16 protein-coding genes and 1 pseudogene are annotated in these 21,957 nt (G+C 57.9%); 8 read left to right on the top strand and 9 right to left on the bottom strand.

Annotation, left to right across the window (positions count from 1 at the left end; all coding sequences use genetic code 11):
• Positions 1–689: 689 nt before the first annotated feature.
• A complete protein-coding gene (locus PMA3_RS12775) occupies positions 690–1,667 on the bottom strand; it encodes a hypothetical protein (RefSeq protein WP_064677483.1) in 978 nt (325 codons plus the stop codon).
• Positions 1,668–1,674: 7 nt separating this feature from the next.
• A complete protein-coding gene (locus PMA3_RS12770) occupies positions 1,675–2,163 on the bottom strand; it encodes an Hcp family type VI secretion system effector (protein ID WP_064677482.1) in 489 nt (162 codons plus the stop codon).
• 229 nt (positions 2,164–2,392) lie between these two features.
• Here PMA3_RS12770 and PMA3_RS12765 point away from each other — a divergent pair, with 229 nt between their 5' ends.
• The 4 genes and pseudogenes from PMA3_RS12765 to PMA3_RS12750 all read left to right on the top strand — a co-directional run.
• On the top strand, positions 2,393–2,611 hold the full coding sequence (locus tag PMA3_RS12765) for a PLD nuclease N-terminal domain-containing protein (protein WP_064677481.1): 219 nt from the start codon (positions 2,393–2,395) through the stop codon (positions 2,609–2,611).
• Positions 2,612–3,289: 678 nt separating this feature from the next.
• Entirely contained in the window at positions 3,290–3,592 is a 303-nt protein-coding gene (locus PMA3_RS12760; RefSeq protein ID WP_064677480.1) for a hypothetical protein, read from the top strand.
• A gap of 104 nt (positions 3,593–3,696) precedes the next feature.
• Entirely contained in the window at positions 3,697–3,972 is a 276-nt protein-coding gene (locus tag PMA3_RS12755) for a hypothetical protein (RefSeq protein ID WP_064680693.1), read from the top strand.
• Positions 3,973–4,155: pseudogene (locus PMA3_RS12750) on the top strand (addiction module antidote protein); the annotation flags it as partial. It lies immediately after the preceding gene.
• Between the two features lie 208 nt (positions 4,156–4,363).
• Here PMA3_RS12750 and PMA3_RS12745 read toward each other — a convergent pair.
• The 3 genes from PMA3_RS12745 to PMA3_RS12735 all read right to left on the bottom strand — a co-directional run bounded on the left by PMA3_RS12745 (position 4,364) and on the right by PMA3_RS12735 (position 10,824).
• Positions 4,364–9,127, bottom strand: coding sequence for a DUF3320 domain-containing protein (locus tag PMA3_RS12745; RefSeq protein ID WP_064677479.1), 4,764 nt, complete (start codon positions 9,125–9,127; stop codon positions 4,364–4,366).
• A 105-nt stretch (positions 9,128–9,232) separates the two neighbouring features.
• Entirely contained in the window at positions 9,233–9,781 is a 549-nt protein-coding gene (locus PMA3_RS12740) for a cupin domain-containing protein (RefSeq protein WP_007895886.1), read from the bottom strand.
• Between the two features lie 173 nt (positions 9,782–9,954).
• Positions 9,955–10,824 (bottom strand): LysR substrate-binding domain-containing protein, encoded by an 870-nt coding sequence (locus PMA3_RS12735; protein ID WP_064677478.1) that lies wholly within the window; start codon positions 10,822–10,824, stop codon positions 9,955–9,957.
• 99 nt (positions 10,825–10,923) lie between these two features.
• Here PMA3_RS12735 and PMA3_RS12730 point away from each other — a divergent pair, with 99 nt between their 5' ends.
• Together PMA3_RS12730 and PMA3_RS12725 are read left to right on the top strand one after the other, a co-directional pair.
• Entirely contained in the window at positions 10,924–11,859 is a 936-nt protein-coding gene (locus tag PMA3_RS12730; RefSeq protein WP_064677477.1) for a DMT family transporter, read from the top strand.
• Positions 11,860–12,040: 181 nt separating this feature from the next.
• Complete coding sequence (locus PMA3_RS12725) at positions 12,041–12,730, top strand: Type 1 glutamine amidotransferase-like domain-containing protein (RefSeq protein ID WP_082930472.1); 690 nt, start codon at positions 12,041–12,043, stop codon at positions 12,728–12,730.
• Positions 12,731–12,758: 28 nt separating this feature from the next.
• Here the strand turns inward: PMA3_RS12725 and PMA3_RS12720 are convergent, their stop codons facing one another.
• The 3 genes from PMA3_RS12720 to PMA3_RS12710 form a co-directional block, all read right to left on the bottom strand.
• Positions 12,759–13,688 (bottom strand): ZIP family metal transporter, encoded by a 930-nt coding sequence (locus tag PMA3_RS12720; RefSeq protein ID WP_064677475.1) that lies wholly within the window; start codon positions 13,686–13,688, stop codon positions 12,759–12,761.
• A gap of 542 nt (positions 13,689–14,230) precedes the next feature.
• On the bottom strand, positions 14,231–15,469 hold the full coding sequence (locus tag PMA3_RS12715) for a saccharopine dehydrogenase family protein (protein ID WP_064677474.1): 1,239 nt from the start codon (positions 15,467–15,469) through the stop codon (positions 14,231–14,233).
• Positions 15,470–15,495: 26 nt separating this feature from the next.
• Positions 15,496–16,593, bottom strand: a complete 1,098-nt coding sequence (locus tag PMA3_RS12710; RefSeq protein WP_064677473.1) for a carboxynorspermidine decarboxylase — start codon at positions 16,591–16,593, stop codon at positions 15,496–15,498.
• Positions 16,594–16,826: 233 nt separating this feature from the next.
• Here PMA3_RS12710 and PMA3_RS12705 point away from each other — a divergent pair, with 233 nt between their 5' ends.
• Positions 16,827–18,566 carry a dipeptidase gene (locus tag PMA3_RS12705; protein ID WP_064677472.1) on the top strand — a complete coding sequence of 580 codons (1,740 nt, stop codon included), beginning with the start codon at positions 16,827–16,829 and terminating at the stop codon, positions 18,564–18,566.
• A gap of 50 nt (positions 18,567–18,616) precedes the next feature.
• Here PMA3_RS12705 and PMA3_RS12700 read toward each other — a convergent pair whose 3' ends face one another.
• A complete protein-coding gene (locus PMA3_RS12700; protein WP_420848691.1) occupies positions 18,617–19,465 on the bottom strand; it encodes a glycine betaine ABC transporter substrate-binding protein in 849 nt (282 codons plus the stop codon).
• Positions 19,466–19,728: 263 nt separating this feature from the next.
• Here PMA3_RS12700 and PMA3_RS12695 point away from each other — a divergent pair, with 263 nt between their 5' ends.
• The gene (locus PMA3_RS12695; protein WP_064677471.1) at positions 19,729–21,765 is read left to right on the top strand and encodes an NADH:flavin oxidoreductase; all 2,037 of its coding nucleotides are present in this window, start codon (positions 19,729–19,731) and stop codon (positions 21,763–21,765) included.
• The last annotated feature ends 192 nt before the right edge of the window (positions 21,766–21,957 follow it).

The raw sequence follows: 21,957 nt of genomic DNA, 5'->3' as shown, positions 1-21,957 counted from the left end.
CAGTGTGATCCCTAGTCTGCAAATCCCCTGTAGGAGCGAGCTTGCTCGCGAAAAACCCAAGAACGCCGCGCGGTGGCAGGTTAGCAGCGTTATCGTTGGCGACCATCGTCGGAACGTCGCCCGGACCAAGCTCGCTCCTACATTCCGGTCCGCAACGACAATATCATTGGTATAAATATTAATATAACAATCAATCCTGGCTCCACCGGACTCATTTCCACTCCATGTCATACGCACCCGCTTTACGACCGCATACGAATCTCTGAATAGAGCAGCGTTTAACTCACCAGTTAAACCCTCTCATCTCCAACCAATTATTCAATATGAATATCGGCGAAAAACATTTAGCACGACGAGTGCGACTGAGAATACAAAACTGGACCCCCAAGACAAAAACAATATTCGCCTCAAGCCGATCGGGAAATTTTTCACATCAGCGACATTCACTAGCCCGCGCTTTGCAGCGAGTGTCGGCGTTAGCAAGGCCAAAGTGAGCAAACCATTGCGCATGGCTTTCCCAATCAAACCCATCTGAGAAAATAGCGACCTGTTAGCCTCTATGAAACTACTATTGATCATCAAGGCCTCGGCTCTCTCTGTATAGACATGAACCATGTAAATTAGCCAAATCGCCAATAGCAAAAAGGGCGGGAATAACATTAGCGATATCAGACCGAGTGACTCATGGCTCATTGCGCCATTCTTCCATACAGATACTCACCAAAATTTCTGCCCTCGTCTTCGACAACCTTTCCCCCCACATACCCCGCTAATGCGCCGCCTACTACGCCGCAAACCAGCGCCCCAGGGCCTCCAGTAGCAATGCCCAGCACTAGTATGCAACCGTAAGTTGCTGAAAAGCCCCCTAAAGACCCAAATACAGCACTTCCTCCCAAGCTCCCAGCTAATGAAAAACCTTCCACATACTTGGCCCTCGTGCATTCCTCCTCCCGCCCCAGCGCACACGCGTTCCTGATTGCCAGCCCGGACGAAGCAACCGTCAGCGCCGTACCTATATACGTGCCGCTCTTGATCAATTTTGCAGCCTTGGCAACGCCATCGACTTTTTCCGCATACCCTACAATCTCACCCGTATGCAAATAGCTCTTGGTAGATATCCCAAGCATTCTTTTTATCGACCCTTGGTGACGTAGCCCCGAGCCATAAGAGGCCGCCCTTGCAAGCTGCCCCTCCAGCTTGCTGAACACGATGGCTCGTTCGGCCAAGAACTTTTTCCTGGCGGTTTCTGATCCTGTGCGCAGAAACTCCTTATGCAACTGCTCGATTTCTTCCAGAGTCTTACCGATCGCCGCCATGTGCTTGCTCCACCCGTCACTGACCACACCGGCGCCAATAGAACTATAGGAGAGCACCTCCTTCAGCAGGTCGAAGTTGTCCAGGAAAAAGTCGTCAGCGTCGACCTGGTTTGTCAACAAACCAATATGGATGTCGCGTGCCTTGGCCATGAGGTACGCCTCTTGGCTCGTACTGGATGAAGTGGTCACGTCACCGACGATAACCAGCTCACCGGCCAGCACCACCGTGTTGGCGATGTGGCCGTTGAGCGCATCGAACTTGCTTTTGGAGACACCCGTCAGACCCAATTGAGCCTTGAGCGACTCGTAAGTCTGGGTTCGAGTATTGATGAACGCTAGAGGCTCTGCCATTTCAGCCTCACGAATATTTTTTGTTGTTGATGCGATCCCAGCCGCCCGCGATATTGCCGCCACCGGCACCATCGCTGCGCTTTTGCTGGGTGTAGATGGTTTTGATGCGGCCATAATTCAACTGCACGATTTCCACCGGAATGCCGGCGGCAGCGTTTTGTGCGTAGTCGGAAATAATGACCTCTTCGAGAATAATCTCGAAGTATTTGAGCTTCTCACCCCCAGCCCGGCTCAGTACCAGGCTGACCTCTTTCAGATGCTGACCGGCACAGCTGGCCTCCATCAGCTTGCAGCTCGCTTTGTCCAATACTTTGGTGAACGTGAAGTTGCTCAGCGTCGTACGCCCGGAGCTCGCGCCGCCATTGGAACTGGCCGTTGCCGACGTGCTTTGATGAGTCCCAAAGCTGTATCCGCTGACCTCGATCCAGTCGCGGTACTGTTCATCCAGGGCTTCGCCGGGAATGCCTTCGATTTTGACAAATGCGTCAAATGCCATGCGTTCTCTCCCAAGTGATAAATCGCTTTTTCTTTTTTCAGAAGTGAATGTACGGCGGTTTAACTCAGTCATCGCCAGCTGAAATACCGTCAGAATGCAGAATCAGACCCGTCCTATTCTGTTCCGGCCTTGAGCTGTAGGACATTTCCCGCGAAGCCGAAAATACCCAATAAAAATGAACCCTGCCCGCCAGCGCGAACCTAACTGAATGACTATCAGGAGGTGACTAATGCCAATCGAAACAATGTGGATCGTGCTCGCGGCAGTGCTTTTGCTGGTTGAGTTGTGGGCGATCAACCGGGTGCGCAAAGCCCAAGGAAAATCGAGCAACAAGCTCTTGTGGATCGTGTTTATCGTGTTTGTGCCGCTGCTTGGGGTAGTGGCGTGGGCATTGGCTGGGCCGAAACATACTGAACACAATCCCCATTCACCGCAGGCTCGGCAATGATGGCGGAGGGTGTGCGATAGCGATTTGGAAATTGCACCCTTCAAAACGACAGAGCCCCGATGTTTCGGGGCTTTGTCATTGCTGATACCGGAGTGAAGTAGAAAACGCCGAAGGCTGCGATTTTTTGATATTGACGTCCGAAAATCGTGTAGGAATTTACCGCTTGTGGCGAGGGAGCTTGCTCCTACCGGGCGGCGAATCCGACCCAATCCCTGCCACATGTTTAAACACCCACATCCTGTAGCAGCTGCCGAAGCCCGCGGTCTGATGCGCAGTAGCCGCAGATCCGGCACACACGGTCCACCGGACATTAAACACACTCTGGTTTCCACGCCGGCTACGCAGCGGGATGTTGCTTCGACATCACCCCCAAACCCGATTTTCCGTCCTACAGCCCCGTTTGCAGACACCAAAATCGACGCCTATATTCGACCCGTCGCTGACATTTGGCAGCGATGGGGTTTCGCAGCCCTCAAGATACGTGTAGAACCCAGCACCATAATCTGAATGACGGTCGCATCAGTGACCGGAATCGCTTTATGGTGGCTGTGTGTGGGAGATCCTAGGGTCTGCCGGGTTCCTCGTATCCTCGGTCTGCGAACCCACACACAGCTACCACCCATTCGAATCGCAGCGAACGGCAGTAGCTCTTCTTTCAAATACGAGGAAGATTTACTTATGACAATGAGCCATCCGCCCCGCCGCTTCACCCCCATGTCCCAATTCGCCACCGACTACCCTGTCCTGCTCATCGACAGCGACGCCCCACTCCGCGAACTCCACAACTGCGTCAGCGAACGCCTCAACGCCGTCCTCCAATACCTGCACCTCATGGCCTGCACCAGCCTCCCCGACTACGCCGAAAACGACATCAATACCGTCACGAATATCGCCCGGATCATGGTTCAGGATGTGAGCGATGTGTTTCGGGTGATTGAGCAACGGGGGTTTGAGGCTCCAAGGGTTACTGACCAGATCTGAACCGAAGGAGAACCCGCATTGTTGCGGGTTTTCCTTGCTTGAACATATTCAATATTTTATCCAGGCAAGAAGTGCCAGAGTGCACGCGGATGGGGAGTTTCCCGATGAGTATAAAAGCGAAGAAGCACTCGGATAAGGAAATGGACGCTCTGGAGCGTCAGATTCCTGATTTAGCCAAAATGGCTACAATGTCCGCTTATGCTCGTGCATTGTCAGTGAGCGGTAGCGTGCTTCGTGTCGATTCTGGTGATTTGGTCCGGATGTCACTTGATGGCAGCAAAACCTTTGTGGCCAAAGCGAAGCCTCGCCGTAAGGTCAAGGTCGGCGAGGTAATCACCGTTCGCCGTGTCGAAGCTCAAGCGGCATCGGGACGTACCTAGATGAAAAAAACGATTTTCAATCCCGAGAGTATGCCCATCCTCAATCTCGACACTTCTGGCACCAGTAGATACGAAGCTTCCAATTTTCTCGACAGCCCGGAAATTAAAGCGGCTTACATTGCTGAAAGTATGAAGGCCGGAGACACGACGCTGGCTCATGCTCTGGATGAAGTTGCTAAAAGCGTCGCGGGCGACTCTCTGTCACGGTGGTAATACGCAAAATAAATGCCCGTATCTCGCAATACAGGCATTTTTGTTAATCGACCACCTTAGAGCCAGATCTTCCCGGACAACCTAATTACCAACACCCGCACCGCCACTGCTACCCGTCACACCTGCCTAGGTCCGACAAGCGTCGGGCCGTTATCAGCGGTTTCTTCGGCATCCCAGATCAGACACCCACCACCAGCCGCCCCTCCCTCAACTCCAACCGCCTGTCACTGATCAACTGGTCAATTCTCTCTTCCAACACCGCTGTCACCTTGGCAGTAGCACGACCAAAGCCCAGCAATCTCAAAGCCCCAGAAATCGCATCGTCATGACTCATGGAAAATCCCGAGACGATGATGTCTATCAACGCCCGGTCGAGCTCTTCAGGCGCGACCCACTCCAACCTACGCTCGGAAGACTCCCAATGCGCCCGGCTGCGGATGACGACGGGGCGGTTGTCGGCCAAATGAAGAAACTCGCCCCGACGCAAGAAGTGCCTTTGTTGAATGCCGATACCAATGGCCTGTTCAACAGCGGCTGTGATTCTTGACCCTTGCCGTGTCACCCCGAACGCATCCATGAGGCGTCGGGTGACCTCCACCGAATGCACCGGAGATTCAACATCCACCACGGTCCGGATCAGCTGCAGCAGGTGTTCCGGTTGATGTTGATGCAGTTCCAGCTGGTTGGTTACCGCAGCGAGTCGTGCTTTCTCATAGGGCGTACTGGCGAGCGGCTCGACTTCATCAACCGTTTCATCCCGGAGAATTTCATGCAGGGGTTCGATCAAAGTCTCTGCAACCGGAACGTTACGACGGTTGGCTATACGTTCGCGTGCCGCTTCGATCGCCGCCACTGTCCGGCTGATTTCCTGCTCGGGATTGCGGAACCAATCGGTGCTCCAGATACGATGGAAATTCCATCCCAGCCCTTCCAGCACACCTTGGCGCAACCGATCGCGATCACGGGCCGAGCGCGAGCTGTGGTAGGCCGCGCCATCGCATTCGACGGCCAGCACGTAGCGGCCCGGGAACTCCGGGTCTTTCACGGCGAGGTCAATGAAGTAACCGGCGGTGCCGACTTGGGGCTCTATCTGGTAGTCGAGATCACGCAAGGCCCGGATAACCTGGTCCTCAAAAGGCGAGTCTGGAGCCTTGCCGGTTTCTTTGGCGACTTCCAGTTCGCCTGTTTCCGCGTACTTGAGGAAGTTTTTCAAGGCTCGTACGCCGTGTTTCGCCGTGGCATCGATGTCCAGCTCATCACCGCGGAAGTTACTGAACACGCGCATCGCCAACTTGGCCCGCGTGATCAAAACGTTGAGTCGACGATGCCCGCCATCTTTGTTGAGCGGGCCAAATTCACGGGCGATACGACCGGATTCATTTCGGCCGTAACCAATGCTGATGAAGATCACGTCGCGCTCATCACCTTGAATGTTTTCGAGGTTTTTTACGAAGAACGGTTCGCTGCCCTGTGCGGTGAAAAACACTTCGGCCTGAGGTGTCTTACGCCGCAATAACTCGACCTCGACACTGATCAAATCCCGCTGGGGGACACTGAATGCAGCCACTCCCAAGGAAAGTTGCGGCGTCTCCAACGCATGCTTCATCACCGCTTGGGCGACCGCCTTGGCTTCTTCCTTGTTGGTGCGAGTACGACCACGGTCATACACCGCGTGGGGCAGATAATCGAAGCTCACACCCTTGGCGTGGAGATGCTGTCCGGCAGAGGGAAACACCACCAGTTTGCTGTCGTAGAATTCGACATTGGAGACCGCGATCAGTGATTCGTGGCGGCTGCGGTAGTGCCAGCGCAGGTAACGTTCCAGGCTACCCGCCGCCTTGAACAGACTGAGGATGCTTTCGATGTCTGCGGTGGCGTCGTTCTCGTCGTCGGGGGCGATGTCGCGACTGAACAGATCGCTAGGCGGCATCTGCCGTGTGTCACCCACGACCACCACTTGCTTGCCGCGCAATATCGCGCCAAACGCGTCGACGGCCTTGACCTGAGAGGCTTCGTCGAACACCACGACGTCGAACGCCAGCTTGCCTGGAGGCAAAAAGTTGGCGATCGACATGGGGCTCATCATGAATACCGGCTTGATTTGCTGAATCGCCCGACCCGCCTTGTCGATCAGCTGGCGAATCGGAATATGCCGGCGCTTCTTGTTCAGCTCTGCACGCAGCGTTGCCATTTCACCCGGCTGGTTCACATTGGGCATCTGCTCCCATACCTGGCGTGCCAACCAGGTTTGAGCATGGTTCAACGAGGCTGCATCAAGTGCCTTGAACCTGGCAATCTGATGTTCGTGCTTGATGCGGTCAAATTGCTGTAGCGCCGGTTTTTCCGCGTAGGCCTTTTGCACAAGCCCCGAATACCAGGAAAAGTCGAGGATGGCGGGAAGCTGATCCGGCGTTTCGCTGCTCAGGGCAATGTTCAACAGTTCGCCCAGTTGTGCCTGATGCATCTCGTCCGCCAGCACATTGAAACGCGCCATCTGGTAAAGCGCGCTCAGGCTGGTCTGCCATAGCTGCAAGCGCGCGCCCAGGGCAGGCAGATCCAGGTTGCGCAGCGTTTGCGCAGTGTCATCCTGCATACCGATGACTTCCAGGCCGGCCAGTAATGCCTGGTCAAGGCCGGCGAGATGGGCCTCGATGTCACTGACCGTTTCCCCAAGCCCGCGGGTGTCCGTGGGTCCGGCGAGAAACGCAATGATCCCTTCGGGTAAATGGCCTTTACCGAGGTCTTCGTAGAGCTGGTCTACCCAGGTACTGATGCGCTCAAGTGCCGCCCAGTCGGACTGCTGACGCTGCCATTGAGCACCGAACAGGTCACTTCCCAGGGCCTCGTGCCGGTCGTAAACCTTCCGGCTTTGTTGATAGGTCAGGACCGAATCGACCATGGCGAGTTGTTCGGCATTGCCGCCAGGCAGCACACCTTGTGCAAGCCCTTGCAAACGAGCCTTTGAAGCGCGATAGCGGCCCGAAAACACCTTCCACCATTTGTCACCGTAGGCCAGCAGATTCTGCCGGACTTCCAACAGATCCTGTTCCCACGCGGCCTCGATCAACAGGGCGCCATGCCTGGCTTTGCACAGGCTCATGCGCTGGCCCGCATCCAGCAATTCACGTATGGCGTCGCGGCGTAGCTGCCAGTCGCCCGTATTCAGCTCAACCCCGTGCAGACGAGGCGCTTCGGCCGCCCGCCTTGCGCCGCGGCATATGACGACTACGTCCGCGAGCGTGGCGGGCTGAGTCAGCATCAGCCGAATCGACAGCGCCTTGGCGGCGGCTTCCAAAGCGGCCAAGTGTGCACTTGCCTGCTGCAATGCGTTGCTCGCATTGTCCTTTTCAATGGGGGAGAAGAACGTTCGTTTGCTTCCCCAGAACGGGTTTTGGTCCGGGCGGCCCATTTCCTTGAGATGGAGCGTCAGTACTTCAACCAGTTCGCGGCGTTTCAGCTGATCAGCCTGGGTCCATGACGCCATTGGCGCGAACGCAATCGCAGGTAACTCGCCGTTGCTGTGCTTGAGTTTGAGGTATCGCCCCAGCACCTCGACAAAGTCCATGCCGCTGGCCCCCACAGGCGCACTCACGGCAGAGCAATACCGGTTCAGGTTGCCTTGCAGCTCCGCCAGGTTGGCCAGATCGTCTTCCCCCACTTTGGTCAGTGGCCGGCCTTGTTCAAGTGTACGTCCGAGCTCTTTGAGCACCGACGTTTTAGTCGACTTGTGGCTGTGCAATTCAAGCACTGCATCACCCAGATGGCATTCATCGAGTCGACGCTTGACCACTTCCAGGGCGGCCATCTTTTCGGCCACGAACAACACCGTTTTTTTCTGGGCAATCAGTTCCGCGATGATGTTGGTGATGGTCTGCGACTTGCCGGTACCCGGTGGTCCCTGGATAACCAGGTTGGCGCCCTCACGCACTTCGAGGATCGCTTCGGTCTGGCTACTGTCGGCATCTTTGACGAATCGCACTTCCCCAGGCTGGAGCACCGAGTCGATGTTCACATCCTCGGCATAGGCAGGATGCTGGTCACCGAAACCTGACCCAAGGAGCCGGGTGATGACCGGGTGGGCATCGGGCTGCTGGTCTTGCGGCCAGCTCTTCGGATCCAGATCCTTGAACATCAGGAACTTGCCGAAGGAAAAGAACCCGAGGGCGGCCTCGTTCGTTGAAACTTTCCAGCGCGATTGCTTGCTGATCAGCTCCGTGACTTCGGCGTAAAAACTGTCGAGACTGCCTTCGGCAGCATCGAAGCGATCTTCACTGAACTCGCAGGCCGCAAGGTCGAGACCAAAATCGGTCTTGAGCTTGGCGATCAACGACAAATTAGGCATCAACTCGTCGCCGGAATACCTCAGTTTAAACGCGTCCTTGGCGCCGCTGCGTTCAAGGGTCACCGGCAATAACATCAAGGGCGCCTTGCGAAGGGTTTCTGAGTTGTCGGCTTCGTACCAATGAAGAAAGCCCAACGCCAGGAACAGCGTGTTGACGCCCTGCTCCTCGACGAAGGCTCGCGCCTCACTGTGAATCCTCAACAACTGCAGGAACAAGCGCTCCTCATCCAGTGCGGTCTGCAGGCGCGCATCCGTATGCCGACGCGCTCGACCCGACTCGTCCAGTTCATCGTCTACAAAACCTGATTCGCCTAGACCGTCGAGCTCTTGCAACAACAACTCATCGGTCGCTGCATCCTGCGCGTCTTCAACATCGACCTGGAGGGGTTTCGCCAAGGCCGCCAATGTCTGGCGCGCCATTGGCGCAAAGCTCATCGCCTTGCCTTGCCGATAAAGCAGGTGGAACACCAACTCTGAAAGCTCATCAACGACAGCCAATGTCTTGGCCGACGCGCGGAAGTTCAGCATGGTGTTGCGAAGGCCGATATCGAGCAGTTCCTTGCGGCTACCCTGCAGTTTTTGACTAATCCCTGAACTCATGAGAACTCTCTTGAAACGTGGTAAAGGCTGGAAACGATGGAAAACACGTTCAAAATTTTCAGAACTCTGCATCCACAACAGGGAAACACTGACGTACTTTATTCATCAGAAGTTTGCGGGCGTATTCGCACTAATAATTTCCGCCTCATCCGCTCCGATATTGCGAAACCGATGCGGCAGCGTTGTCGGAAAGTAATACCCATCCCCGGCATTCAGCACACTGATCTGCCCATCAACCGTCAGCTCGACAGTCCCCCGCGTAACCAGCCCACACTCCTCCCCTTCCGAATGCACAATCGGCTCTTCCCCCGAGCTCGCCCCAGGCGCGTACTGCTCGCGCAACAAGCGCATCTGCCGGCTCGGTACCGAGGCGCCAATCAGCAGCAACCGCAGCCCATGACGGCCCAGGTCCGGCTGTTCATTAGCCCGAAATACGTACTGATGCTCACGCGGCGGCTGATCAAAGGTGAAGAAGTCCGCCAAAGACATCGGTATGCCTTCAAGCAGTTTTTTCAGGGAGCTGACGGAGGGGCTGACGCGATTCTGTTCGATCAGGGAGATGGTGGCATTGGTGACGCCGCTACGCCGGGCCAGCTCGCGCTGGGAGAGTTTGTAGCTTTCGCGTACTAGTTTGAGTCGTGAGCCCGTGTCCATGACAGCCTTATGCGAATAATACTTAAGGGTTATGGGGGTGGATGGCGGGCGACTTTTGGCCGCGAAAGTACCGCTTCCCTGTCCCGGAAATGTGAAAGGCGGGTATTAAATCACGTTTGGGGGTGTTGCTGTAGGCGCAAGGTGGGTTGCGATGGCTGCGCAAAAAAAGCCCGTCAAAGCTGAAAGCCGTGCCCGATCAATCCCGCCACGACCTCACCCGCTTCACTCGATTTTCCCGGGGCCAGCATCAGTCGCAGTTCATGCATCGGCAGCTCCGGCAAGCCGTCTGCGGTAGTCAGTATGCGCATGCCTGGCCGCACTTGGGCGCGGTCGGCGATGCCGATGGCCAGGCCGGCTTCGATCGCGGTTTCCAGGGCGGTGACCCCGGCGCTCATGATGACCACCCGCCAGCGCCGGCCCAGCCGGGTAAGCGCGTCGACCGCCACGCTTCGATACGGGCAGCCCTTGCCATGCAAAGCGAGGGGCACCGGCCTGGCGAGGTCCAGCCGGTAGTCATGGGCGGCGACCCAGACGGGTTGGGTGATGCCCAAGGTCTTGATGCAACGCGCATCGAGTGCAGTCACCTCAACCGGCTCCACCAGCAACGCCAGATCCAGTTGGCCGCGCTGCAGGCGGGTGTTCAGGCGCCCGCTGGAACCGGTTTCGACCTCCAGTTCAATGTGAGGAAAATCCGCGCTCAGGTGCGGCAGCGTACAGCCCAGGACCGCACCCGCGTACTCCTCGGAAATGCCCAGCCTGACCCGGCCACTGGCCACCGGTGTGCTGAAACTGGCGAGCATGCGGTCGTGCAACAACAGCAACTCGGCGCTTTGCAGGGCGAAGCGACGGCCCAGGGGCGTCAGGTTGACGGTCTGGTTGTCACGCTCCAGCAAGCGCCCCCCTGCCAGGGCTTCCAGGCGCCGCACATGCAGGCTGACCGCCGACGGGCTTTTGTTCAAAAAGCTCGAGGCCGCCAGGAATTGCCCGAAGCGCACGATGGCGTGAAAGGTGCGCAGCAGCTCAATATCGATGGTCTCGGCCATGGTTTAGTTATCCTGCATCACTGGTGCTGATCGTATCGTTTGATTGCATCACACCTTCATTCTTACCATCGAACTCAGCCCATTGTCAGGTGCCATTCGATGAACGTCATGCACACTCGCTTGTCACTGCTGGCCAACGGCTTGTTGCTGTTGGCCATGGTCATCAGCTGGAGTTCCGGTTTCATCGGCTACCGGTATGTGGCAGACCAGGGCAGCGTGTACCTGGCCACGCTCTGGCGTTTCATCCTCGCGGCCGTTGTGTTGCTGCCGTTCGCCTGGCCGGGTCTGCGCGCCTTGCGCGGCCGCGATCTGGTGCATCACGGGCTGCTGGGGCTGTTCGCCATCGGCGGCTATATCGGGCCGATTGCCGCCTCCATTCAGTTGGGTGTAGCGCCAGGCACGGCCTCACTGATCGCCAATCTGTTGCCACTGACGATTGTGGTGCTGGGCGGCAGCGTGCCCGGGCAGCGCACCCGAGGATGGCAGTGGTTGGGATTGGCGCTGTGTCTGAGCGGCATGCTGGTGGCCAGCGCCGCCAGTGTCGAATGGGACGCCACTGACCTCTGGGTTTATAGCTTGCCACTGCTGGCGGTCCTGTCCCTGGCGGCGGCGACGCTGTACCAGAAAGCACTGCCCGGAGCGTCGATGTCCGCCCTGACCGCGCTGTTCATTCAGGTCTGCGCGGTGATTCCGGTGTTTGCCGTGCTGGCGCGTCTTGAAGGTGAAATAAGGCCGCCGATGAGGACAGGCTTTGCAGTGGGCGTGGTGTGGCTGGTGGCCTTTGCGACGCTGGGTGGCTACGGCTTTTACTGGCTGTGCCTGCAGCGGTTCAGCATCCAGCGCATCAGTGGCGCGCTGTTCCTGACACCACCGGTGACCATGATCTGGGCATGGCTGCAGTTCGGCGATCCGTTGGCGAGCAGTGCAATGGTGGGTGTGGCGCTGACGCTTGTGGGATTGCCGTTGCTGGGGATGAGCCACGTGGGAGACCACAAAAATCATCGCGCCAGTTGCCAGCCCCAAGGCGATCAGTAGCTAAGGCGGTTGCAAAACCTCCAGCCAAAATAGTTGAATCGGGCAATTGTCCTGTAGGAATCATCTCTCACGTTAAAAGGAAAACGGACTGAAAACGCAGGATCAATCCGACTTAACAATTTCTTTACGAAAGTGAATAGTAATCCCCTTGTATGGATAATTTATTGCAAAGGGGATGAGCATGACAAAGACGAATAAAAATATTGTTGTCATTGGTGGTGAGTCCACTGAGGACATGAAGTGCATGACGCCCATTGACGAATACATACGATCACTAACGGACAAAGCGCACCCGACGATCCTTTACATCTCCACCGCCAATGGTGATGACCCATTGAAAGTTTCCGACTTCATTGGCAAATATGAGAGTGCAGGTTGTGTTGTCACCCAACTGACATTCTTCACACCACCTTTCCCACGCTCAGAACATATTTCATCACTGATTGACCAAGCTGAAATCATCTATATCGCTGGCGGAAACACCCGAGCGATGCTGGCTATTTGGCGCGAGTTCGGCGTCATCAACCTTTTGAAGGAGGCGTGGGCGAAAGGCAAAATTCTTTGTGGTGTCAGCGCTGGAGCCATTTGCTGGTTCGACTACGGTCACTCGGATTCAGGTGGAGCATTCGCCTTGATCAGCGGCATGGGTTTAATCTCCGGCGCCCTGTGCCCGCATTTCAGTTCAGAAGCAGAGCGAGAGGCATCCTTTATTGAGTTTATCCGTCTTAAAGGCATTCAGCCTGCCTATGCTGTAGATGACAACATCGCGTTGCATTTCAAAAATGGCAAATACCATAAATCGATCCGTAATAACGCTTCATGTAACGGCTATGCAATCAGCATGGTGTCTCCACATGTAAAGGCACTGTGACGTTTAAGATCTTCTGGGTATTGATCCACTAACCCAACGCCGTATCCAAAAACATCATCACCCCAAACCCCAGCATCAACCCCAACGTGGCAGGCGTTTCATGCCCGTTGCGGTGCGTCTCCGGAATCACTTCATGGGAGACCACGAAGATCATCGCACCCGCCGCGAGCCCCAGGGCGATCGGATACCCCAAGGCAAACCCGGAAGACACCCCGAGGCCGATCACCGCGCCCAGGGGTTCCATCAGGCCGGAACCGATCGCCACCATGGCCGCCCGCAGTGCCGAGATGCCGGTCACCCGCAGCGCCAGCGCGATCGCGAGACCTTCGGGTATATCCTGCAGCGCGATGGCGGTGGTCAACGGCAGCCCCACGGTCATGTCGCCGTCGGCGAAGCTGACGCCGATGGCCATGCCTTCGGGCAGGTTGTGCAGGGTGATGGCGAGGACGAACAGCCAGACCCGGTTGATCCGTTGCACCTCGGGCCCTTTTCTGCCGATCTTCTGGTGTTCATGGGGCACGAAGCGATCCAGCCCGACCATCAGCGCCGCGCCCAAGCCCATCCCGAACACGACAACGGCGGCAGCCGCCATCTGGTTGCCCGTGATGGACTGCGCGGCGTCGATGCCGGGCAGGATCAGCGAAAAGGAGCTGGCGGCCAGCATCATCCCGGCGGCAAAGCCGAGCATCATGTCCTGGGTGCGTACCGCCACTTCACGCAGCACCAGGGCCATCACGGCACCCAGGGCTGTCGCGGCGAAACCGGCAGTACCGCCCAGCATCGCGTAATGCAGTATCTTCGGGTCGGCCCCGATCAGCGCGCTATAGCCGCTGAACAGCAGCAGGAAGGTGACGATGGTCAGGGTCAACCAGAAGCAGGCGCCCTGCCACCCGCTGCTGCGAGCCAGTTCAAGCCATGAGCGTGATGCATTTGCACCCGACGACGCTGGATCTGCCATACCACCTCCTATCGATTGTTCGCTCGCTTGCGGTTCGCCCCGGACGTGGCCGGTAGCAACTGCCTGGAGATGCGTTGCGCATCTCGCTCGAAGGCCCGCGCGGTGGCGTTGAACAAACCGGACAGGTCCAGGTGGTTATCCCCGGATCCCCTATTGAAATTCGAAGCCATGTCGTTCACCCCGTATTCATCTTAGTAACAAAAAGGCACCGCACGCCTCAATAGCGTGCGTATCCACCGAATGCGCCGCCCACAGTTATCTGAAGCGCTTGCCCGTTTGAAAATTTTAAAAAGATTTTTGAGACGCGACAGGCGGTATTCAACAGCGGCCAATGCTTGAAAAGCCCGCCAGTCGTCGGCGGTAAGCCTTGCTAATACAAACTTCCAGCGACCCGTCGCTATCTATATCGCACAAGGCAAACCCGTGCCGTGAGCTGATCCATAAGGGGGTCAGCGGCTCAGAGGTTCTTACAAGGGGGGGATGAACGAAACAGCAAGGTGCACCTGCCCTGGCGCACCTTGTGTCGGGGGGAGTGTCAGGCGTTACAGCTCCAGGGGACGATCGCCATGCTCGTCCTTGATGCGGGTCGGCAGGCCCATCACGTCCAGCGCCTTGAGGAACGGCTCGGCCGGCAGCTCTTCGACGTTGGCCATACGCTGCACATCCCACTCGCCGCGGGCGACCAGCAGGGCTGCTGCCACCGGTGGCACGCCAGCGGTATAGGAAATGCCCTGGCTGTCGGTTTCGGCGTAGGCGTCTTCGTGGTCGGCCACGTTGTAGATGAACACCTCGCGCGGCTGGCCGTCCTTGGTGCCCTTGACCAGATCGCCGATGCAGGTCTTGCCGGTGTAGCCCGGCGCCAGCGAGCTCGGATCAGGCAGCACGGCCTTGACCACTTTCAACGGCACCACTTCCAGGCCTTCGGCGGTTTTGACCGGTTGCTCGGACAGCAGGCCAAGGTTGCGCAGAACCGTGAACACATTGATGTAGTGCTCGCCGAAGCTCATCCAGAAACGCACGTTGGGCACGTCGAGATTTTTCGACAGCGAGTGCACCTCGTCGTGACCGGTCAGGTACAGGTTCTGCTCGCCTACCACCGGCAGGTCGTCGGTGCGCTTGACTTCGAACATGGTGTTGCTGGTCCACTGGCTGTCCTGCCAGCTCCACACCTGTCCGGTGAACTCACGGAAGTTGATTTCCGGGTCGAAATTGGTGGCGAAATACTTGCCATGGGAACCGGCATTGACGTCGAGAATGTCGATCGAATCAATGCGGTCGAAATACTGTTGTTGCGCCAGCGCCGCATAGGCGTTGACCACACCCGGGTCGAAGCCCACACCGAGAATGGCGGTGATGTTCTTCTCTTTGCATTCCTCCAGGTGGTTCCACTCGTAGTTGCCATACCAGGGCGGCGTCTCGCAGACTTTGCCCGGCTCTTCGTGGATGGCGGTGTCCAGGTAGGCCACGCCGGTATCGATGCAGGCACGCAGCACCGACATGTTGAGGAACGCGGAGCCGACGTTGATGACGATCTGCGATCCGGTGTCGCGGATCAGCGCCTTGGTCGCTTCCACATCCAGAGCGTTCAGCTCGAAGGCCTGGATGTCGGCGGGCACTTTGAGGCTGCCCTTGGCCTTGACGCTGTCGATGATGGCCTGGCATTTGGAGATGTTGCGCGACGCGATAGCAATACGACCGAGTTCATCGTTGTGCTGCGCGCACTTGTGGGCCACCACCTTGGCGACACCTCCTGCACCAATGATAAGTACGTTCTTCTTCAATTTATCTAACTCTCCTCTGCGCCAGCTTACGAAAGGCTGGACATGTAGTCGTTGTAACCAAATTCGCGAACCACCTCGATACTACCGTCGAGTTGTTTCACTACGATGGACGGCATTTTCAAGCCATTGAACCAGTTCTTCTTGACCATGGTGTATCCCGCTGCATCGACGAACGACAGCCGATCGCCAATGGCCAGCGGCCGAGCAAATTGATACTCGCCGAAAATATCCCCGGCCAGGCAGGATTTGCCGCACACCATGTAGGTGTGCTCGCCCTCGCTGGGTGCCAGCTTGGCGTTCAGGCGATAGATCAGCAGGTCGAGCATGTGCGCTTCGATGGAGCTGTCCACGACCGCCAGGTGCTTGCCGTTGTAGAGGGTGTCGAGCACGGTGACTTCCAGCGACGCACTCTGGGTGATGGCGGCTTCGCCCGGCTCCAGGTAGACCTGCACGCCGTACTTCTGCGAGAAGGCCTTGAGGCGCGCGCAGAATTCGTCCAGCGCATAGCCTTCACCGGTGAAGTGAATGCCGCCACCGAGGCTGACCCACTCGACCTTGTGCAGCAGATGACCGAAGCGTTCTTCGATGGTGCACAGCATCTGGTCGAACAGGCCGAAGTCGCCGTTCTCGCAGTTGTTGTGGAACATGAAACCGGAGATCTGCCCGATGACCTGTTCGATCTTCACCGGGTCCCATTCGCCCAGGCGGCTGAACGGACGCGCCGGGTCGGCCAGCAGATAATCCGAGCTGCTCACCTGCGGATTGACCCGCAGCCCGCGGACCTTGCCCGCCGACGCTTCGGTGTAGCGCTGCAGCTGGCCGATGGAGTTGAAGATGATCTTGTCGCAGTTCTCGAGCATCTCCTCGATCTCGTCGTCGGCCCAGGCCACGCTGTAGGCATGGGTCTCGCCGGCGAACTTCTGGCGACCGAGCTTGAGTTCGTAGAGCGACGACGAGGTGGTGCCGTCCATGTACTGCTGCATCAGGTCGAACACCGACCAGGTGGCGAAGCACTTGAGCGCCAGCAGGGCCTTGGCCCCGGACTGTTCGCGCACATAGGCGATCTTCTGCATGTTCGCCAGCAGCTTCTGTTTATCGATGAGGTAATACGGCGTTTTGATCATTTCGAGGCGCCTCCGGCAAGGCCAGCCAAAAAAGGATGCGCATTGTGCCTTCACTTATTCCATATCGAAAGAGCAGAATGCGCAGTTTGCCGATTGTCGGGTGGCGGCTACCCGGTTGTTTGAATCGAAAATGCAGCCCTGGTGCCCTTCGGACTGACGAATGGTGTTAATTTTGGAAATGTTCTGTTACTTCGATCAGACTTCCCAACCAGCCTGCAAAGGAATGCCCAGCAATGAATTGTTCACTCAAGCACCTGGCCGCAGCCACCCTGATACTCGCCAGCCTTTCGTCATTCACCACCCCAGCGTACGCCAACATCACCCCGCAGCAGAGCACGGCGATCCTCAAGACCTTCAGTGACGCACCGGTCACGGATTTCCGACAGTTCCTGGGCGGCCTGGCCAAGAGCGACCTGGCCAAAACCGCCGACCTCGGCGCGGCCATCAACGCCTTCCTCGGCAACAAGACCCTTGCCCCTGAACAGCAGAACGACATCCATCGCCTGTTGGGCATTTATGCACGGGTGAAATACGGCAACGCTGCCAACGAGACCCTGCGCGAACTGGTGGCCATCCCGACTTTCCGCGTGGAAGGCGTGGCCCAGCACGACAACCCCGAGTTCATCAGGATCGCCGACAAGCTCAAGGGCCTGGCCCAGGCGTTCAACCTGACCTTTCGCAACATTGACAACCGGGTCTATGAGATCACCCTCGAAGGCCGTGGCGATGAAGTCGTGGGCATTCACGCGCATGCCGATGTGGTGCCCGTGACGCCGGAAAACTGGGTGCTCAAAGACGGCACCCGGCTTGATCCGTTCAAGGTCACCCTGATCGGCGATCGCATGTATGGCCGGGGCACCGAGGATGACAAGAACGGCATCGTGGTCGCGCTCTACGCGATGAAGGTCATCAAGGAAGAAAAGCTGCCGCTGGCGAGGAATTTCAAGCTGCTGGTGGACACCACAGAGGAAACCACCGGCGACGCGATCCCGTACTACTTCGAACGCAACCCGACGCCCAACTACAACCTGGCACTCGATGGCAGCTACCCGGTGGTGATCGCCGAGAAAGGCTACGGCACTGTCATGGCCAGCTTTACCCGGCGGGCCGCAGAGGGCAAAGGCGCCGAAATCACGGCGATGACGGGCGGGCTGGCCACCAACCAGATTCCGTCGACCTCGGTCGCCACCCTGTTGACCGACCAACCCGCCGAGCTGGCCGCCAGCCTGCAGCAGGCCGGCGCCGATTATGCCCGGCGCAATGGCGGCAACTTCGAGGTGTCCGCCAAGGTCGTCGGCCAGGACGTGCAGCTGACGGTCACCGGCGTTTCCGCCCACTCCTCCGAGCCCGAATCCGGCGTCAACCCGGTGGCCAGGATGCTGGACTTGCTCAACAGCCTCGACGGCAAGGTCGCGTTCAAGCACAACCACATCACCGATGCCGCGCGCTACGCCGCCGACAACTGGGGCCTGGATTACCTGGGCGGCAAATTGGGGGTGGGCTTTTCCGATGCCTTCATGGGGCCGCTTACAGCTTCCCTGACCTTTGTCGGGATGGATGAAAAAGCCTTCAAGCTCGCGGTCAACCTGCGGGTGCCGAAGGGCAAGTCGCCGGACGTGCTAAAGGCTGAAATCGCCGACAAGCTGGACGCCTGGAGCAAGCACAGCCACATCGCGCCGGCCTTCGACTATTCGATCGCCGAGCCGATGTACCGCAACCCCGAGGGTGAATGGGTCAAGGCCCTGCTGTCCGTGGCCAGCGAAAACCTGGGCATGGAGCACAAGTACGGCACCTCCGCCGGCGCCACTTCGGTCCATGACCTGCCCAATGGCGTGCAGTTCGGCCTGGCCAGGCCCGAGTTGAAGTACACCGGCCACACCGACAACGAGTTCAAGACGGTCGACCAGTTCCTGCTGGACCTGCAGATCGTGACCGAGATGCTGGGGCGCATCGGGCAGTTGCCGAAGCTCTGATCCTCTTCCGGACCCGCCGCCCTGGCGGGTCTTTCTCTCAGCGGCGGCAATTACTGCCCCGCAGTTGTGGCAGCGGTCGTGCCGTTGAACATGGCCGCAAAACGGGGCTTGTTGGCCGCGTAATAGTCAGCAACCACCTTGTCTGCCGAGCTTTCACGCGCGGTAAACATCAGTTTTTCAAGGTCAGCTTGAGGAATCGTGAAATTGGCAAAGAAGCGGGCCACGTCGGGATGCTCCGCGCTAAAGCCCTTGCGGGCTACAGCATGGATTTTCTCCGCACCACCGAAAATCTGCTTCGGATCGTCCAGATAGCGCAGCGGCCACTTGGAGAACATCCAGTGCGGGCTCCAGGCGTTGATCAACGACCATTTGTCACGTTTCAGATTGCGATCCAGCTCACTCAACATGCCGGACTCTGAAGACGCAACCATCTTGTAGCCATCGAGCTTGTACTCCTTGATAGCCTTTTCCGTCAGCTTGTACTGGCCGTTGCCGACTTCGGACGTCAGGATCTTGCCGCCGAGTTTCTCCCTCACCTCTGGCTTGTTGAGGTCTTCGACGCTGGCGATTTCGCTGACCGGTATCGAAGTCGGCACCGCCATGCCGATCCGCCCTTCATACAGCACGCCAAGATCTTCCAGCTTGTCGCGGTATTTGTCGTAGAACGCCTTGTGAGTGCTGGGCAGCCAGACCATCGGGATCAGGTCGATATTGCCGTTGGCCAGCGCTTGAAACTGGATGCCGATGTCTGCCAGCACCAGTTTTACCGGTTGCTTCAATTGGTCTTGAAGTACGGTATTTGCCAGCTTTACCGCGATCTCGGTATCCGACCAGTTAACCCAGCCGATACGGATCGGCGCGGGTTCTTCGGCGTGAGCCATCAGACTGCACGAGGCCATCGCCACGCCCGCAAGCCAGCCGACAAAGGTTTTACCCGATAACGTATTCCTCATCATGGTGCATCTCCGCGTACTGTTTTAATGGTTATAGGCAGGGCAGCAGAAGTAGAAGCAGATCAGTCCTTGTTCGACGGATGTTAAACCCGGTTTTTTTGCTGCGCAAGTAAAATGTACACCTGTGTCCCATCAGTTGACACGCATGAACACTCGACATACCGTTGTGTCAGAACCCAGCCTGATGTTCTGATCCAGGAGCGCAACACATGTCCAGCGATCCCTTGCTGCAACCTTATAAAATCAAAAACCTGACGCTTCGAAATCGCATCATGACCACCTCCCACGAACCGGCTTATCCGGTCGATGGCATGCCGAAGGAGCTTTATCGGGCCTATCACGTCGAGCGAGCCAAGGCGGGCGTAGCCTTGACCATGACTGCCGGTTCCGCCGCGGTGTCGCGCGACAGCCCGCCGGTTTTCAACAACATCCTGGCGTACAAGGACGAGGTGGTCGGATGGATGAAAGACCTGACGGACGAGTGCCACGAACATGGCGCTGCGGTGATGATCCAGCTGACCCACCTGGGTCGTCGCACCCGCTGGGATAAAGCCGACTGGCTGCCCGTGGTATCGCCGTCCCACCGCCGCGAGGCGTCGCACCGCTCCTTCCCCAAGAAGATGGAAGAGTGGGACATCGAGCGGATCATCAAGGATTACGTGGATGCCGCCGAACGCATGAAAGCGGCGGGCCTCGACGGTCTGGAACTGCAGGCCTACGGGCATTTGATGGATCAATTCTGGTCGCCGTTGACCAACGATCTCGAGGGCCCTTACGGCGGCTCCCTGGAAAATCGTCTGCGGTTTACCTTCGATATCCTGCGAGGCATCCGCAAGCAATGCGGTGAGGATTTTCTGCTGGGGGTGCGCTACACCGGCGATGAGGATTTGCCCGGTGGCTTCGACGCGCAGGAAGGCCTCACGATCTCGCACATGCTCAAGGACAGCGGCCTGGTCGATTTTCTCAACGTGGTGCGCGGACACATCGACACCGATGCCGGCCTGACCGATGTGATACCGATCCAGGGCATGCGCAACTCTCCTCATCTGGATTTTGCTGGCGAAATCCGCGCGGCGACGGGTTTCCCGACCTTCCATGCGGCCAAGATTCCCGACGTCGCCACTGCCCGGCATGCCATCGCCTCCGGCAAGATCGACATGGTGGGGATGACCCGGGCGCACATGACCGATCCGCACATCGTGCGCAAGATCATCGAAAAGCGCGAAGAAGAGATCCGCCCCTGTGTGGGCGCCAACTACTGCCTGGATCGCATCTATCAGGGCGGCGCCGCGTACTGCATCCACAACGCCGCGACCGGGCGCGAAACCACCATGCCCCACGAAATCCCCAAGGCACCGGCCAAACGCAAGGTGGTGGTGATCGGCACCGGCCCGGCGGGCCTGGAGGCAGCACGCGTCGCCGGTGAACGCGGCCATGACGTCACGGTATTCGAGGTGGCTGACCAGCCCGGCGGGCAGATCCGCTTGACCGCGCTGAGCGAGCGTCGCCGCGAGATGATCAGCATCATCGACTGGCGCATGGCGCAATGCGCACGCCTGGGGGTGAAGTTCCACTTCAACACCTGGGCCGATGCCGAGACGGTGCTGGCTCAAGAACCGGACGTGGTGATAGTCGCCACCGGCGGCTTGCCGCACACCGAGATACTCAACCGGGGCAACGAACTGGTGGTATCGACCTGGGACATCATTTCCGGCGACGTCAAGCCCGGCAAGAATGTGCTGATCTTCGACGACGCTGGCGACCATGCGGCGTTACAGGCGGCCGAGGTCATCGCCAACAGCGGCGCAACACTGGAAATCGTCACCCCCGACCGGTCGTTTTCGCCGGAGGTGATGGCGATGAACCTGGTGCCTTACATGCGCAGCCTGCAAGACCTGGCCGTTACCTTTACTGTCACGTATCGGGTCGACTCGGTAGAACAGCGTGACGGCAAATTGATTGCCCACTTCGGCAGCGATTATGGCCGGGTGAACAAGCACAGAGTGGTCGACCAGGTCGTGATCAACCATGGCACCCTCCCCCTGGACGATCTGTACTTCGACCTGCGCCCCCATTCGAGCAACAACGGTGCGGTCGAACAGCACAATCTGATCGCCGGGAATGTGCAGAATATCGTGACCAACCCTGACGGCCGTTTCCAGTTGTTCCGGATCGGCGACGCGGTCTCGGCACGTAACACCCATGCCGCCATTTACGATGCATTGCGGCTGCTGAAAGACATTTGAAGCCATGCCCCTGCAGGAGCGAGCTTGCTCGCGATGGACGTCAACGATAACGCGTTTTTTCTGAATGAACGCGTAGCCCTGGAGACCATCGCCAGCAAGCTAGCTCCTACAGGGGGGATTGCCTGAAGGTAGGGTGTTCGGCTCGGGTGGCTACCGGCCCGGTTGGAAATGACCAGGTTGCCGGCGGACACC

It is taken from the genome of Pseudomonas silesiensis (assembly GCF_001661075.1).
Classification (GTDB): Bacteria; Pseudomonadota; Gammaproteobacteria; order Pseudomonadales; family Pseudomonadaceae; genus Aquipseudomonas; species Aquipseudomonas silesiensis.
The sequence above is the reverse complement of the archived record's forward strand: the minus strand, read 5'-3'. Positions and strand labels throughout refer to the sequence as shown.